We start from the raw sequence: 15,069 nt of genomic DNA, 5'->3' as shown, positions 1-15,069 counted from the left end.
GCCGCCGGGAGCGGTCACGACGCACGGTCAATGTCAGCGACTGACATCACCCTACTCCTGATGTCGGTCACTGTCATCACATAGAATCGGCGGCATGAGTCGATGGGAGCCGAACGCGCGCGGCCGGCTGGAGCAGGCCGCAATGGAGCTCTACGGCGAGCGCGGCTACGAGAAGACGACCGTGACCGAGATCGCCGGACGGGCAGGGCTCACGGAGCGCACGTTCTTCCGGCACTACGCCGACAAGCGCGAGGTCCTGTTCGGGGGCTCCGTCCTGCTTCAGGGGCTCCTCGTGGACACCCTCGCCGAGGCGCCCGCGGCCGCCTCGCCGATCGATGCGGTGGCCGCGGCGCTCCACGCCGCCTCGGCCGTGTTCGACGAGCGGCGCGAGCAGTCCCGGCAGCGCCAGAAGATCATTTCGGCCAACCCGGAGCTTCAGGAGCGGGAGCTGGTCAAGCTCGACTCACTCGCGGCGGCCCTCGCCGAGGGGCTGCGGGCGCGCGGCGTCACGGAGCCGGCCGCGAGCCTGACGGGCGAGGCGGGGGTTGCCGTCTTCAAGGTCGCGTTCGGGCGCTGGATCGGCGGCACCGGCGAGCAGGGCATGGGCCGTTTCATCCAGGAAGCGCTCGACGAGCTCAAGTCTGTGGCGGCGGGCGGCCGGGCCTGACAGCAGTGCGCCCCGTCACGGAATGACGGGGCGCACTGTGTTGCGGGAGGCGGGGAAGCGGGAGGCGGGGCCGGGCCGCCGCGCGGCGACCGCTCCCGGCGCGCCGTCCCTGTCCCTTATGGGAAGGACGCGACCGCTCCCGGCGCCGTTGGTTTCCCTACGGGCGCACTGGTGGTTTCCCTACGGGAGCACCGTTGGATTTCCTACGGGAGCACCGTTGGATTTCCTACGGGAAGGACACCACCTGCGACGGAACGGTGGACGTCCCCGAGGTGGGCGAGCCCGTGTCGTTGATGACGTGTTCGTACTGGCCCTGGCCGCCGAGGGAGACGACGAGCAGGTCGTGGAACTTGACGCCGGGCTTCACCGGTGCCTCGAAGCCGTGGCCCTGAATGATCGTCGGGTCGACGTTGTAGTAGCAGTAGCTGCCCAGTCCCCAGCCTTCGTGGGTGGTGACGGAGTCGTCGACCTTGTAGGCCGCGAACCCCTTGGTGTCACCGTTCTGGATGGCCGCCTGGTCGGGGGCGTCGTACGACTTCTCGTTCTGGAAGAAGATCGTCTTGCCGTTCTCGCCGGACCAGCGGACGTCGTACTTGTTGAAGTGCTCGACGAACAGGCCGGTCGCCAGCACGTTGTCGCCGTTGACCTGGAGGCCGTAGTCGGAGCGGTTGGTCTCCCAGCCGACGCCTTCGCCGTGGTCGGCGCGCCACAGCCAGGTGTGGTCGACGATCGTGTCGTTGCTGTTGATGACCATGGCGGTGGTGGCCTTGCCGGCCCCCGCGCCGCCGACCCGGACGAACACGTCCTGGAGCGACGTCGGGTTGTCCGCGTGGCTCGCGGACGCACCCTCGGGGCCGACCTCGATCAGTGTGTCCGAGTTGGTGGGACCGGCGTCGACGAGGAGTCCGGCGAGCTTGACGCCGTCCACGTCACCGACCTTGATGGCGGTGACCCCGTTGTCCGGGATGATCGTCGCGAGACCCAGACCGAGCGCGACCGTGTTGGCGCGGTCGATGTTGATCGTCTGGTCGACGTGGTAGACGCCGGGCGTGAACAGCAGGTGCAGGCCCTGCTGCACCGCCGCGTTGATCGTCTCGGCGGTTGCGCCGGGCTTCACCACATAGAACTGGTCGAGCGGGATCGACTCACCCTTCGGTGTCCCGTTGGCCCACGAGACGCCGCGCGCGTTGGTGCGCTTCTCGGGCACGAACACCTTGTAGTCGTTGCCGTCCAGGTAGAGGAACGGCTTCTCGCGGGAGACCGGGGTGTTCTCCAGAGTGGTGTAGGGGGGCTCGGGGAAACTCTGGGCGGGGGCGCCCTCGACGCCGGAGAACGTCATGTTCCAGACACCGTTGCCCCAGCTGCCGATGGAGCTGTCCCGGGTGTACCACTGCTGCTGCGAGTACGGTCCGACCTGGCCGTCGATCTTGCTGTCGGCGATGTACCCGCCACTTGCCCAGCCGTAGCCGTCGGGTGCGAGGTTGAGCCCGCCCTTGACGTGCATGCGGCGGAAGGGCGCAGCCTGTGAGACGGCCCAGCGGTCGGTTCCGCTGACCGGGTTGAGCGCGAGGTTCTCGGCCGAGCGCCAGAAGTTCTGTGTGGCGTTGCCGTTGAACCAGCCCGCGTCGACGGTCACATCACCGTTGAACGTGGTGTCGTCCGGGTTCAGCCCGAGGCCGGCGATCGAGGTGTAGAAGCCGATTTGCGCGTTGATGTTGTTGTACGTGCCCGGCTTGAACATCAGCGCGTAGCGGCCGTCGCCGAACTGCGCCGACTCCTGCTTCTTGAACACCTCGTCGACCTTGGCCTGGATGTCCGGCGTCGACGGGTCGAACACCATCACATTGGGTCCGAGATCGCCGCCGCCCTCGATGGCCTGCGCGTCCTCGCCGAAGGCGGTCTGCGCCGTGGGGACGGCCATGAGTAGCGAAACGGCGAACGCGGCGAACCCGAACGAACGGGTCCGGCGCCTGCGCCGGGGTGCGGTGAGGTTTCCCGTGGGGGGAGTTGTGGGGGTTTCCGTGGGGGGAACATGCATGGGCGTACGTCTCCTGGGTCGTGGTACGGGTGACACGACGAGCTCCTCGGAAAGCCTCTGAGAGCGCTCTCCGACGGGTGTTGATGGTTCCGCCGTCACCCGGGAAACGTCAAGAGGTGTGCAACAGGAGCCTCAATCGATCCGTCTGAGCGCAACAATTAACGCCAGCAGAACGGCAATTGACCCGGTTCGCGCTCAGTTCGGGGTGCGGTTGAGTTCAGGAGATGATGTTGCCGAACCCGGCGGGCGCTCCAGAGACGGATGGCCCGGATCCGGATGGTCCGAAGCCGCACGGCCCAGGGTCGGACGGTCCGGAGCCGCACGGTCTAGGGTCGGACGGCATGACGGACACCGCCAAGTTGACAGCGACAAGGGCCTATTACGACACCGTGGCCGAGGGATATGTCGAGCGCGTCAGTGACGCCTTCGCGCAGGACGTGTGGGGGCGCGCGATGCTCAGCGGGTTCGCCGAAGAGGTGCGGGACGACGGCGGCCTGCCCGTCGCCGATCTCGGGTGCGGGCCGGGGCATGTGAGCGCGCACCTGGCTGAGCTCGGTCTCGCCGTCCGGGGCGTGGACCTCTCGCCGCGCATGGTGGACATCGCCCGGCGCAGCCACCCGGAACTACGTTTCGACGTGGGCTCGATGAGCAGCCTGGAGCTGCCGGACGGGGAACTCGGGGGTGCCGTCGCATGGTGGTCGATCATGCACACGCCCCCGCCACTGCTGCCCGCCCTGTTCGCCGAGTTCCAACGGGTGCTGGCGCCCGGCGGGCGGCTGCTGCTCGGGTTCCACGCCGGTGAGGACCAGCCGTACACGGGGCCCGAGCGCGACGGCGGGGTGTTCTACGACATCCACCTGCTCTCACCCGACCGGGTCGGCAAGCTGCTGGAACAGGCCGGTTTCACCGTCACCGCACGGATGTCGGGCGAGGGCAGTAGCTGGCCATGGGCCTGTCTGGCCGGCCGGCGGTCCGACGCCGTCAGTGCACCCCGCGAGGCTTCCGCCAGATCCTGATCTCGGTCGCCGGCAGCCGTTCCGCGAAGCGGAGGCCGGGTGAGGCGTCGCGCAGCACGGCGCGTACCTCCTGCTCGAAGTCCGCCAGCTCCTCGCCGAACAGGTGAGGGGCCGAGTCGGAGCGGGAGAACACCCAGGCCACGAGGTCGTCGGCGCCGCGCACGACGACCTCACCGGCGGGCACGACATGTCGCTCGCAGTCCCCGAACCCGGCCTGTTCCAGCACTCGTTCCTCCTGGTTCCGCGTGCCATGGTCCAGAGAGCCCTGCCCCGCCCGGCGGACCGGTCCCAGGCGTCGGCGCACCACGTCCCCGATGCGCTCGTACGGGGGTGCGGGCAGGGGGAGCGGACCCGGGGCGGGAGGCGGATCCTTCAGGTCGTTCACATGGACGAATGCCCCGCCCGGCTCCAGCATGTCCCGCACCGTGGCCGCGACCCGATCGCGATCCGTCCAGTGGAACGACTGGGCGAAGACCACGGCATGGAACGTGCCGAGACCCGCCGGCAGGTCCTCGGCCCGGGCGTGGACCCAGCGCACGTTGTGCACCGCGCGCAGACGGGCCCGCCGGTCCGCCTCGGCCGGCATGTCCTGGTCCGGGTCCAGCCCCACCGCCTCGGCGACGTACCGCGCCATGTCGAGCGTCACGGTGCCCGGCCCGCAGCCGACGTCGAGGAGGCGGCCGCTTCCGGTCAGACCGAGCGCGCCGGTGAGTGCGTCCGCACAGCCCGGTGCGTACGGCAGCCGTCCGCGTGCGTAGTGGGCCGCACTGCCCCGGAACAGGCTGCTGTCCCACTGCCAGTCCTCAGGCATGCCCACTCCGTTCGGTCCGCCGCGCGATCCAGCGAACCGCAGGAGTGGCCTGACCGGCACCTTGGTCAGGTGGGGTGCCGGTCAGGAGTCTTGGGGGCGCGCGTCAGGAACGTGCGTCGTGGGCTCGCGTGATGCGGGCGATCGCCTCGACGGTCAGGGCCCGGTCATGGGGCTCGGTTTCCAGGGCGCGGTGGATGGACAGGCCCTCGATCAGCGCGTCGAGCTGACGTGCCGTCGCCGGGTCGAAGTGCCACTCCAGGGCGACGCGGCTGCGGCGCATCCACTCCCGGGTCAGCTCGCGGTAGGCGGGCTTCCGGGCGGCGAGGGTGTACAGCTCGTGGGTGAGGACGAGCTCGCGCTGGTTGCCGCCGGACAGGTGGTGGACCAGATCGGCGACCGCCTCCCGGGCCTCGTCGGGAGTCGTGGCGGCGCCGAGACGCTCCTCGAAGACGGCGACGATGCTGCTGGAGAAGCGTGTGAACGCCTCCCGCAGCAGCTCGTCCATGCCGCCGAAGTGGTACGTCATCGAGCCGAGCGGCACGCCGGCACGCGCGGCGACCTTGCGGTGCGAGGTCCCGGCGACCCCCTCCTCGGCGATCAGGTCGAGTGCGGCGGTGATGATGCGCTCCCGCCGCTCGGGGTCGTTCTGTCCGGTCGCCACGGTGTTTCCTTCTGCCGAGAGGTTCTAGATCGAGCGGATCACCCGGGCCGGGTTGCCGACCGCGACCACGTTGGCGGGGACGTCCTTGGTCACGACGGCTCCCGCGCCGATGACGCTGTTGTCCCCGATGGTCACCCCGGCCAGCACGATCGCGCCGCCGCCCAGCCAGACATTGTCGCCGATCGTGATCGGCCTCGCCGCCTCCAGCTTGTCCCGGCGCGGCTCCGGCTCCACCGGGTGGGTGGGGGTGAGGAGCTGGACGTTCGGCCCGATCTGGCAGTCGCGGCCGATGGTGATCGGGGCGACGTCCAGCGCGGTGAGGTTGTAGTTGATGAACGTGTCCTCGCCGACCGTGAGGTACGAGCCGTAGTCCACGTACAGCGGCGGCCGGATGTGCGCACCGGCGCCCAGTCCGCCGAGCAGCTCGGCGACGACGGGCTGTGCGGCGTCGGGGTCCTCGGTGTAGGCCGCCAGATACCGGGCGGCCAGCCGTACCGCCCGCCGCTGGGCCTCCACGATGGCGGGGTCGTCGGCGATGTAGAGGTCCCCGGCGAGCATCCGCTCATGGTTCGTACGCGGGTCTCCCGCGAAGTGGTCCGTCATGGGTACGATCGTACACTCCAAGGGCGTACGATCGTACGCTCCTGCTGAACCCCTCCTGGACTGCCGAGGCCCGCTGTCATGGATGCCGCAACACGCCGCCGGCGTACCGCCCTGTTCCTCTTCATGCTCGCCGCCGGGGCCGGCATGGCCTCATGGGTGGCGCGCACCCCGGCCGTCCGGGACGGACTCGACGTGTCCACCGGCGCGATGGGTCTGGTGCTCTTCGGCCTGTCCACCGGTTCGATGGCCGGCGTGACCGCCTCCGGCCCGCTCGTACGCCGTTACGGAGGCCGGACCGCGATCACCGTCGGCGCGGCGCTGATCGTCACCGGGCTGCTGGTCGTCGCGGCGGGCACCGGCCTGGCGCTTGCGGGCGGGGTCTTCTGCGGACTGGCCCTGTTCGGCGGCGGGATGGGTCTCGCCGAGGTCGCGTTCAACATCGAGGGCGCCGACGTGGAGCGGGTCATCGGCCGTCCCGTACTGCCGGTGCTGCACGGCTGCTTCAGTCTCGGCACCGTCGTCGGAGCGCTGCTCGGCATGGCGATGACCGCGGTCGCGTTCCCTGTCGGATGGCATCTGACGGCCGTCTCGGTGCTCGTGGCCGTCGCCGCGGTCGTGGCCGTGCGCGCGATTCCGCACGGCACGGGCAAGGAGGCGGCCGGGACCTCCGGACCGGGCGGGTGGCGGGGTCAGCTGACGGTGTGGCGGGACCGGCGCCTCGTCCTCATCGGGGTGATCGTGCTCGCCATGGCCTTCGCGGAGGGCGCCGCCAACGACTGGCTGCCGCTGCTCATGGTGGACGGCTACGAGGTGAGCGCCACCGCCGGTTCGCTGACCTTCCTGGTCTTCGCGTCCTCGATGACGCTCGGCCGCTTCGCCGGCGGCCCCCTCCTGGAACGCTTCGGCCCCGTGAAGGTCGTCCGGATCAGCGCGGTCGTCGCCGCGCTGGGCCTGGCGGTGGTGATCGTTTCGCCGAGCCCGGTGATGGCGGGCGCCGCCACGGTGCTGTGGGGACTGGGTGCCTCCCTCGGTTTCCCGGTCACCGTGTCCGCGGCGGGTGACCACCCGCACGACGCGGCGGCACGGGTCGCCGCGGTCTCCACCGCGGGCTATGTCGCCTTCCTCGTCGGCCCGCCCGCGCTCGGCTTCCTCGCCGACCACATCGGACTCCGGCTCACGATGACCGTTGTCCTCGCCCTGCTGGTCGTCGCGTCCACCCTGGCCGGAGCGCTCGACACCGCCCACCGCACCGAGGCGAAGCCCGTCACCGCCTAGTGACCCGAGTCCCACAATTCGGTGGTGTGCGCCGCGACCAGTGCCCCGATCCGCTCCAGCACCCCCGCCGCCGGCAGCGGATCGAGGCGGCGGCCGTCCCGCAGACGCAGAGCCACCAGGCCGTCCGCGGCCTCCGCGGCGCCGACGACCGCCTGGTACGGCACCAGACGGGCCTCCCGGATCCTGGCCCCCAGGCTGCCGCGCTCCCGGCCGCTGACCTCCGCGCGCAGCCCTAGCGCGGTGCAACGGGCGGCGAGATCCTCGGCGTTCGGCAGTTCGGCGTCCGAGACGGGCAGGATGACCAGCTGGACCGGGGAGAGCCAGGCCGGGAACGCGCCGCCGTGCTGCTCGATGAGGTGGGCGACGGCCCGCTCCACGCTGCCGATGATGCTGCGGTGCACCATGACCGGCCGGTGTTTCGCCCCGTCCGCGCCGATGTAGTGCAGATCGAACCGCTCCGGCTGGTGGAAGTCGACCTGGACGGTCGACAGGGTCGACTCCCGGCCCGCCGCGTCGGCGACCTGGACGTCGATCTTCGGCCCGTAGAACGCGGCTTCGCCCTCGACCGCCTCGTACGGCAGCCCGGAGGCGTCGAGTACCTCGGTCAGCAGGGCGGTGGAACGCTGCCACATCTCCGGCGCGGCGACGTACTTTCCGCCAGGGCCCGGCAGCGAGAGCCGGAAGCGCGCAGGACGGATGCCGAGTGCCTCGTACGCCCGGCGGATCATGTCCAGCGCGGCCCGCGCCTCCCCGGCGACCTGGTCGAGGGTGCAGAAGATGTGGGCGTCGTTCAACTGGATGGCCCGCACCCGGGTCAGCCCGCCGAGCACCCCGGAGAGCTCGGAGCGGTACATGCCGCCCAGCTCGGCCATCCGCAGCGGCAGCTCGCGGTAACTGTGCGAGCGGGAGCGGTAGATGACCGCGTGGTGCGGGCACAGGCTCGGCCGCAGTACGACCTGTTCGCCGCCCAGGTCCATCGGCGGGAACATGTCGTCGCTGTAGTGCGACCAGTGCCCCGAGATCTCGTACAGCTCCCGCTTGCCGAGCACCGGCGAGTACACGTGGCGGTAGCCCGCCAGCCGCTCGGCGGTGCGGATGTACTCCTCCAGGGTGTGCCGCAGCGCCGCACCGTCCGGCAGCCAGTACGGAAGCCCCGCACCGATCAGCGGGTCGGTGTCGAACAGCTCCAGCTCGCGGCCGAGCTTGCGGTGGTCGTGCATGGCGGTCTCCTCGCGTACGAAGGGCGAGTGACCGCAAGCAGAAGCCCCGGGGCACTCGCCCCGGGGCTTCGGACTGGTCAGCAGTCAGCGCGCCGGGACACTCTCCGGCGTCGTCGTCATCGCAGCGCGCTTCTTCATGCGGGGGACGCTAGCAGCGGCCACGGCCCGTCGCACGGGGTTTTCCACCGGGGGAGCACGGCGGCTCATCCCTTCTTGGCCGAGTCGAGGTGCGCGAACACGACCACGTTGTCCTCGTAGTCCTTGGCCTTCTTGTCGTAGGTGCCACCGCATGTGATCAGGCGCAACTGGGCGTCCGGGGTGTCGGCGTAGACCCGCTTGTCGGGGAACTTCGCCTTGCTGAACGTCTCGACGGTGTCGACCTTGAACGTGGCCACCGTGCCGTCCGCGCGCGTGATGTCGACCGTCGATCCGGGCCGCAGGAAGCGCAGCTGGAGGAAGACCGCCGGGCCGGTCATCGTGTCGACGTGGCCGGCCACGATCGAGGCCCCGCGCTCGCCCGGCGTCACGCCGCCCTTGAACCAGCCGACCAGGTTCCTGTCGTTCGGCGGAGGAGCGTCCAGGCGGCCGGAGGCCCCGATCGACAGCGGGGTGAAGGGGGCGTCCACCGCGATGGCCGGGATCTTGAGCCGGGTCGGCACGGAACGGGACAGGGCCGGCGCGGTGGTCGGAGTGGGGGTGGGGGCGGGGGTGGCCTGCCGGGGGACGGCGGCGGCCGGTGAGGATGCGGCGGCGGGGGCCGGAGCCGCGGGGGCCGGGGCGACGGGCGCCGGGGCGGCGAACGGGGCGGGTGGTTTGTCGTCGGCCGAGGGGCCGATGGAGTTGTAGATCAGGAGCATGCCGAGTCCTGCCACTGCGGCGGGCCAGAGCAGGGCGCGGCCGAGAGTGACGGTGTCGGAGGCAGTCCGGGAGGAGGGGGAACCGGGCGACTGCGGGGCGGCCATGGGAACGTGCCTTTCGTCCGTGCGGGGCGGTGCGGTGGTGGCGTGGGCCGGGGCCTTCCCGTCCGGATCGGGACGGGCAGTGCGACCCGGGCCTGGTCCGGGCGGGAGTCCCCGGGAAAACGAAGGCGCCGCGGCCGCCGTCCGGGAGGACGGCGGCCGCGACAGCGAAGCGACCGGCTCGCGGTGCGGCCGGGTCAGGCCATCGCGCCACCCGTCGCCTGACGGCGGCGCACCTTGTACGCGCCGACACCGACACCACCGAGAAGCAGCAGCGAACCGGCCGCCAGGCCGCCGCCGGTCATGGCCATCGCGCCACCGCCGGTGTGGACGCCGCCACTGGGCTTGTCCTTCTTCCAGCCCTCGTCGCTCTTCTCGCTCTTCGCGGACTTGTCGGCCTTCTCGGGCTTCTCGGCCTTCTCGGTCTTGCCGGCCTCGTCGCTGCTCGGCTGCCACTCCTTGGCGACCGTCATCGACATGGCGCCGCCACCGGCGTGCATGCCGCCGTTGGGCTTGTCCTTCTTCCAGTCGGACGAGCCGCTCTCCTCGTCGGAGCCCGGCTGCCATTCCTTGGCGACCGTCGACGACAGCGCGCCGCCGCCGGTGTGGACGCCGCCGTTGGGCTTGTCCTTCTTCCAGTCGGACGAGCCGCTCTCCTCGTCGGAGCCCGGCTGCCATTCCTTGGCGACCGTCATCGACAGCGCGCCGCCGCCGGTGTGGACGCCGCCGTTGGGCTTGTCCTTCTTCCAGCCCTCGTCGTCCGACTTGCCGTGCTCGTCGCCGGCAACCGTCTTGGCGAGGGCGCCGCCGCCGGTGTGGACGCCGCCGTTGGGCTTGTCCTTCGTCCAGCCGCCGTCCTCGCTGCTGGAGGACGAGCCGCTGTCGTGCTCCCAGTCGCCGGCCGTCATGGCGTAGGCGGAGGGGGCTGTGATCGTGAGGACCGCCGTGACGGCGGCCGAAGCGAACAGTGTGCGGGCAGAGCGCATCTGAACACGTTTCCTTTCGTCGCGACTGCGAAGAGTGACGAAGTGTCGACCCAGAGTGGCGCAGTGGCTACGTGATCCACCGTCAGCCCGGAGTCCGGGGCCCGCCATCGGAGAGCGCCGCATTGGAGCTACGGCATGGGCCCATCGAGTGGCGAAGAACGGATAATCACCCGTTGGACGGCACGCCGCGCCGGAGCGAGGTTTGACCGGCTTCGTATCCCCCGTTTGCTGACGGAGTCTCACCGCGCGGCAGTACTCGCGGCATCCCGGTAAATGGGTTGCACCGCCGGTCGGCCCGCTGTTCTACTCGCCGCATCAGCCGACAGGACCAGGAGAAATCGATGCGCCGATCTCACATGTTCGTCTCGACGGGAATTCACTTCACCCCTGAGAACATGGAGTTCTGTGCACACGCTGAATCTTGGCATTCTGGCGCATGTCGACGCCGGTAAGACGAGCCTGACCGAGCGGCTGCTCCACACCGCCGGAATCATCGACGAGATCGGCCGCGTCGATGACGGGAACACACAGACCGATTCCCTCGCCCTCGAACGGCAGCGCGGCATCACGATCAAGTCCGCGGTCGTCTCGTTCGCCCTCGACGACGTCACCGTCAACCTGATCGACACGCCCGGCCACCCGGACTTCATCGCCGAGGTGGAGCGGGTGCTGAGCGTGCTCGACGGCGCGGTGCTGGTCATCTCCGCCGTGGAGGGCGTGCAGGCCCAGACCCGCGTGCTGATGCGGACGCTCCAGCGCCTGCGCATCCCCACGCTCGTCTTCGTGAACAAGACCGACCGGGCCGGAGCCCGGTACGCGCAGGTGCTGCGCGACATCGCGGAGAAGCTCACGCCGCACGCGGTCGCGATGGGTCCGGCCGTCACCGGCCTCGGCACCCGAGACGCCCGCAGCGTGCCGTACGCGGACGACGACCACCGGCTCACGGGCCGGCTCACCGACCTGCTCACCGAGCACGACGACGCCCTGCTGGCCGCGTACATCGAGGACGGCGAGGTACTCGCCCCCGCCCGGCTCCGCGCGGAACTGGCGGCGCAGACCAAGCGGGCGCTCGTCCACCCCGTGTACTTCGGTTCGGCCGTCACGGGCGCCGGTATCACCGCACTGACCCGCGGGATCAAGGAGTTGCTGCCCGCGGCAGGGGGCGAGGCGGACGGGCCGGTCTCCGGCACCGTCTTCAAGGTGGAACGCGGCCGGGCCGGCGAGAAGCTGGCCTGGGCCCGGATGTTCTCGGGAACCGTACGCACCCGTGACCGGCTCGTGTTCGGGCAGGGCCCCGGCGACGTGTCCGAGGGCAAGGTGACCGGTGTCCGGATCTTCGCCGACGGCGCGGACGCCGAGGCCGCATCGGCCGGACCGGGGCAGATCGCGAAGCTCCGGGGACTCGGCGACATCCGGATCGGCGACGCGGTCGGCGACATCCGCGCGGCGGCCACCGCGCACCACTTCGCCCCGCCGACGCTGGAATCCGTGGTGGTGGCCGCCCCGCCCGCCTCCCGGGGCGAACTGCATTTCGCGCTCGCGCAGCTCGCCGAGCAGGATCCACTGATCAATCTGCGGCAGGACGACATCCGGAAGGAGGTCTCCGTATCGCTCTACGGCGAAGTGCAGAAAGAAGTCATCCAGGCGACGCTCGCGGACGAATTCGGAATCGATGCCGGTTTCCGCGGAACCACGACCATCTGCCTGGAGAAACCGTCCGGCACCGGTGCCGCTTTCGAGATCATCAACAAGGAGGACAACCCGTTTCTCGCGACGGTCGGACTGCGCGTCGACCCGGCCCCGCCCGGCAGCGGTGTGGCCTACCGGCTGGAGGTGGAGCTCGGCTCGATGCCGTACTCCCTGATGAGAGCCGTCGAGGAGACCGTCGTCGAAACGCTCGGACAGGGCCTGTACGGCTGGCGCGTCACCGACTGCACGGTCACGATGACGCACTCCGGCTACTGGCCCCGGCAGAGCCACTCGCACGCGGTGTTCGACAAGTCCATGTCGAGCACGGCCGGGGACTTCCGCAATCTGACCCCGCTGGTGCTGATGGCCGCGCTCCGGCAGGCCGGCACCACGGTGTACGAGCCGATGCACCGCTTCAGGGCGGAGTTTCCCGCGGACACTCTCGGCCCCCTCCTGCCGGTCCTCGCCCATCTGCGGGCCGTTCCGGGCCCCCCGTCCGTCGACGGCGCCCACTGCGTACTGGAGGGCGAGATCCCGGCCGCCCGGGTGCACGAACTCCAGCAGCGGCTCCCGGGGCTGACCCGGGGTGAAGGACTGCTGGAGACCGCCTTCGACACCCACCGCCCCGTCACCGGCGCCGCCCCCCGGCGCTCCCGCACGGACCACAACCCGCTCAACCGGAAGGAGTACCTGCTGCACAAGGTGAGGCGGGCGGGCGGCGCGCCGGACTGAGGGAGCCGCCGGCCATCGCCCTACGGGCGCGACCGTCAGTTCAGCATCGCCCGAGCCGCCCGTGCGCTCCCGCGCACCACCTCGGCGGCGGCCGGGTCGATCTCCGCGATCACCTGCGCGTACTCGTCCATCTCCGCCGCCCCGCGCAGGAACTCCCCGCCCTGGACCAGCAGCTGGGCCCGCTCGAAACGCAGCCTCGCCGGGTGCGACGGCAGGAGCAGTGACAGCTCCACCGCCCACAGCGCCACGTCGTTGCGTTCCGGGCGGGCCGCCGCCCACGCCCGGATGTTGTTCAGGATCCGCAGCACGATCTCCAGCGGCCGCGCAGGCACCAGCATCGACGCCTCCAGCGGCTCCCCGGTCGCGCCCGCCACCAGCAGTTCCGCGTCCTGCTCCGTCAGCGGCCGCCCACCGGCGAACGGATCGGCCAGCACCCGTTCCGCCGGATCCCCGAAACCGACCACGAAGTGGCCCGGCAGCGCCACCCCGTACACCGGAGCACCCGCCCGCCGCGCCACCTCGATCCACACCACCGACAGCAGGATCGGCAGCCCGCGCCGCCGCCGCAGCACCTCGTGCAGCAGCGACGACTCCAGCCGCTGGTAGTCCGCCGACGCACCCTGGAACCCGTACCGCTCACCGAGCAGTTCGGCCAGCGCCGAGGCCCAGGCCCGGCCGCCGCGCAGACCGTACGGCAGCAGACCCGCGAGCCGGTCCAGTTCGATCTGCGCCGCGTCCGTCCCGTTCGCGTCCAGCGCGGGATCGGCCTCCGTGCTCAGCAGCAGGCAGAGCAGTGCCAGATCAGGCCGCTCCGCCCGCGCCTCCTCGGCGAACCGGCGGCGCAGCTCGTCCTTGTCGTGCCTCTCGGGAGCCATGGCGCTACGCCGCCCGGAAGTGGTGGTACTGATGGTGCGTCGCGAAGCCCATCCCGTCGTACAGCGCACGGGCGCCGTCGTTGTCGGTCTCCACCTGGAGCCACGCGGCCGACGCGCCCTCGTTCATCGCCTGCCGGGCCAGCGCGGTCATCACCGTGGTGGCGAGCCCCTTCCTGCGGTGCTCCGGAGCCACCTCGACGGCCATGAAGCCGGCCCACCGGCCGTCCACCACACACCGGCCGATCGCGGCGGGCGCCTCGTCCCCCGGGTCGCCCGGCACGGTCGCGAACCACACCGAGGGGCCACGGCCCAGCACCGCAGCCACCTCCGGGCCCGGCGTCCCCACGCGCTGGTAGCGGGCGAACCACGCGTCGTCCACCGTGCGGCTCAGCCGAACCCGTGACACCTCGGCCGCCAGATCGCCGATCGGGGCCAGCGCCGCGATCCGCACCTCCGCGGTCACCTCGCGCCGCCACCCGTGACCCTCCAGCGCCGCGCACAACGCCTCCTGCGCGCCCTCGGCGCCGGTCGAGGTCTGGATGTAGGCGGGCAGGCCGCGGTCCGCGTACCACTGCCGGATCTGCTCGAGTGCCGCGCCGAGCGGCACGCCCGGATCGCCGAGCGGGAGCACGGAGTTGGCGCGCCGGGTGAAACCGCCGGCGGCGCGCAGCAGCCAGTCGCCCAGCGGTTCGCTCTCCACGGGCTGCCAGGCACGGGCGCACACGGGGGCGAGTTCGGCGAAGGAGGCCGCGGGGCCACGCCGGCGGGCCGGGGCGGCCGGCACGACCTTGCCCGCCACCAGGGCCGATTCGGGGATTCGTACGGACTCACCGCTCTTCGGTGTGACCGACAGCACACCCGTGTCCCAGGATGTGAGAACACCGACCGTGTCGGTGAATTTCGGACCCTGGGGCCCGTCCTCGGTCAGGCGCCGGACTGATACCCGTTTGCCCACGTCAGCCGGTGCAATTCGGACCTCCAGCCGTCCGCCCATGGTGAATTCCACAGCTCTGTCCGCCCCTCCTGTTCGGATCGTGCCCGGGAACGGAGATACTAGGTGCGGGCATCGACGACGCCGCGCTCCCGCGCGAGAGCCAACGCCCTACCGAGGAGGAACGACAGCGTGACCTACGTCATCGCGCAGCCTTGTGTCGACGTAAAGGACAAGGCCTGCATCGAAGAGTGCCCCGTCGACTGTATCTATGAGGGCCAGCGGTCCTTGTACATCCACCCGGACGAGTGCGTCGACTGTGGAGCCTGCGAGCCGGTCTGTCCGGTCGAAGCGATCTTCTACGAGGACGACACCCCGGAGGAGTGGAAGGACTACTACAAGGCGAACGTCGAGTTCTTCGACGACCTCGGGTCGCCGGGTGGTGCCTCCAAGCTGGGTCTGATCGAGCGCGACCACGCGTTCATCGCCGCGCTGCCGCCGCAGAACCAGTAGCAGCGTCCAGGCACGTGCGTCACCCCGGTCCCGTACGGCTCGTCACCGTGCGGGACCGCGGTGTTTTCCCCTCAGAGGCTGTCGCCGTGCCAC

The 15,069-nt window shown here is 70.8% G+C and carries 14 protein-coding genes; 5 read left to right on the top strand and 9 right to left on the bottom strand.

Going from position 1 to position 15,069, the window contains the following annotated elements; translation table 11 throughout:
* The first annotated feature begins 94 nt into the window (after window positions 1-94).
* The gene (locus tag OG912_RS09780) at window positions 95-667 is read left to right on the top strand and encodes a TetR/AcrR family transcriptional regulator (RefSeq protein ID WP_327709008.1); all 573 of its coding nucleotides are present in this window, start codon (window positions 95-97) and stop codon (window positions 665-667) included.
* Between the two features lie 226 nt (window positions 668-893).
* Here OG912_RS09780 and OG912_RS09775 read toward each other — a convergent pair whose 3' ends face one another.
* Complete coding sequence (locus tag OG912_RS09775) at window positions 894-2,705, bottom strand: coagulation factor 5/8 type domain-containing protein (RefSeq protein WP_327709007.1); 1,812 nt, start codon at window positions 2,703-2,705, stop codon at window positions 894-896.
* A gap of 341 nt (window positions 2,706-3,046) precedes the next feature.
* On the opposite strand from OG912_RS09775, the gene OG912_RS09770 reads away from it, so the two are divergent.
* Window positions 3,047-3,721 (top strand): class I SAM-dependent DNA methyltransferase, encoded by a 675-nt coding sequence (locus OG912_RS09770; RefSeq protein WP_327709006.1) that lies wholly within the window; start codon window positions 3,047-3,049, stop codon window positions 3,719-3,721.
* Here OG912_RS09770 and OG912_RS09765 read toward each other — a convergent pair.
* The 3 genes from OG912_RS09765 to OG912_RS09755 all read right to left on the bottom strand — a co-directional run bounded on the left by OG912_RS09765 (window position 3,687) and on the right by OG912_RS09755 (window position 5,796).
* Window positions 3,687-4,532 (bottom strand): class I SAM-dependent methyltransferase, encoded by an 846-nt coding sequence (locus OG912_RS09765; protein ID WP_327709005.1) that lies wholly within the window; start codon window positions 4,530-4,532, stop codon window positions 3,687-3,689. The genes OG912_RS09770 and OG912_RS09765 overlap by 35 nt on opposite strands.
* Window positions 4,533-4,635: 103 nt before the next feature.
* Entirely contained in the window at window positions 4,636-5,193 is a 558-nt protein-coding gene (locus OG912_RS09760; RefSeq protein ID WP_327709004.1) for a TetR/AcrR family transcriptional regulator, read from the bottom strand.
* 24 nt (window positions 5,194-5,217) lie between these two features.
* On the bottom strand, window positions 5,218-5,796 hold the full coding sequence (locus tag OG912_RS09755) for a sugar O-acetyltransferase (protein ID WP_285572281.1): 579 nt from the start codon (window positions 5,794-5,796) through the stop codon (window positions 5,218-5,220).
* Window positions 5,797-5,874: 78 nt separating this feature from the next.
* On the opposite strand from OG912_RS09755, the gene OG912_RS09750 reads away from it, so the two are divergent.
* A complete protein-coding gene (locus OG912_RS09750) occupies window positions 5,875-7,071 on the top strand; it encodes an MFS transporter (RefSeq protein ID WP_327709003.1) in 1,197 nt (398 codons plus the stop codon).
* On the opposite strand, the gene thrS is transcribed toward OG912_RS09750, so the two are convergent.
* From thrS to OG912_RS09735, 3 genes are all read right to left on the bottom strand, one after another.
* Window positions 7,068-8,375: a threonine--tRNA ligase gene (thrS, locus tag OG912_RS09745; protein ID WP_443061080.1), complete on the bottom strand. Its 1,308-nt coding sequence runs from the start codon at window positions 8,373-8,375 to the stop codon at window positions 7,068-7,070. The genes OG912_RS09750 and thrS overlap by 4 nt on opposite strands.
* 119 nt (window positions 8,376-8,494) lie before the next feature.
* Window positions 8,495-9,253, bottom strand: a complete 759-nt coding sequence (locus tag OG912_RS09740) for a class F sortase (protein ID WP_327709002.1) — start codon at window positions 9,251-9,253, stop codon at window positions 8,495-8,497.
* Between the two features lie 194 nt (window positions 9,254-9,447).
* Window positions 9,448-10,236 (bottom strand): hypothetical protein, encoded by a 789-nt coding sequence (locus OG912_RS09735; RefSeq protein ID WP_327709001.1) that lies wholly within the window; start codon window positions 10,234-10,236, stop codon window positions 9,448-9,450.
* Window positions 10,237-10,641: 405 nt separating this feature from the next.
* Between OG912_RS09735 and OG912_RS09730 the strand changes: the two genes are divergently transcribed.
* The gene (locus OG912_RS09730) at window positions 10,642-12,657 is read left to right on the top strand and encodes a translation factor GTPase family protein (RefSeq protein ID WP_327709000.1); all 2,016 of its coding nucleotides are present in this window, start codon (window positions 10,642-10,644) and stop codon (window positions 12,655-12,657) included.
* A 35-nt stretch (window positions 12,658-12,692) separates the two neighbouring features.
* Here OG912_RS09730 and OG912_RS09725 read toward each other — a convergent pair whose 3' ends face one another.
* Window positions 12,693-13,532, bottom strand: coding sequence for a transglutaminase-like domain-containing protein (locus OG912_RS09725; protein WP_326738553.1), 840 nt, complete (start codon window positions 13,530-13,532; stop codon window positions 12,693-12,695).
* Window positions 13,533-13,536: 4 nt separating this feature from the next.
* Window positions 13,537-14,538 (bottom strand): GNAT family N-acetyltransferase, encoded by a 1,002-nt coding sequence (locus OG912_RS09720; protein WP_327708999.1) that lies wholly within the window; start codon window positions 14,536-14,538, stop codon window positions 13,537-13,539.
* 117 nt (window positions 14,539-14,655) lie between these two features.
* Here OG912_RS09720 and fdxA point away from each other — a divergent pair, with 117 nt between their 5' ends.
* Complete coding sequence (gene fdxA / locus OG912_RS09715; protein WP_018956287.1) at window positions 14,656-14,976, top strand: ferredoxin; 321 nt, start codon at window positions 14,656-14,658, stop codon at window positions 14,974-14,976.
* The last annotated feature ends 93 nt before the right edge of the window (window positions 14,977-15,069 follow it).

Source organism: Streptomyces sp. NBC_00464 (assembly GCF_036013915.1).
Classification (GTDB): domain Bacteria; phylum Actinomycetota; class Actinomycetes; order Streptomycetales; family Streptomycetaceae; genus Streptomyces.
The sequence above is the reverse complement of the archived record's forward strand: the minus strand, read 5'-3'. Positions and strand labels throughout refer to the sequence as shown.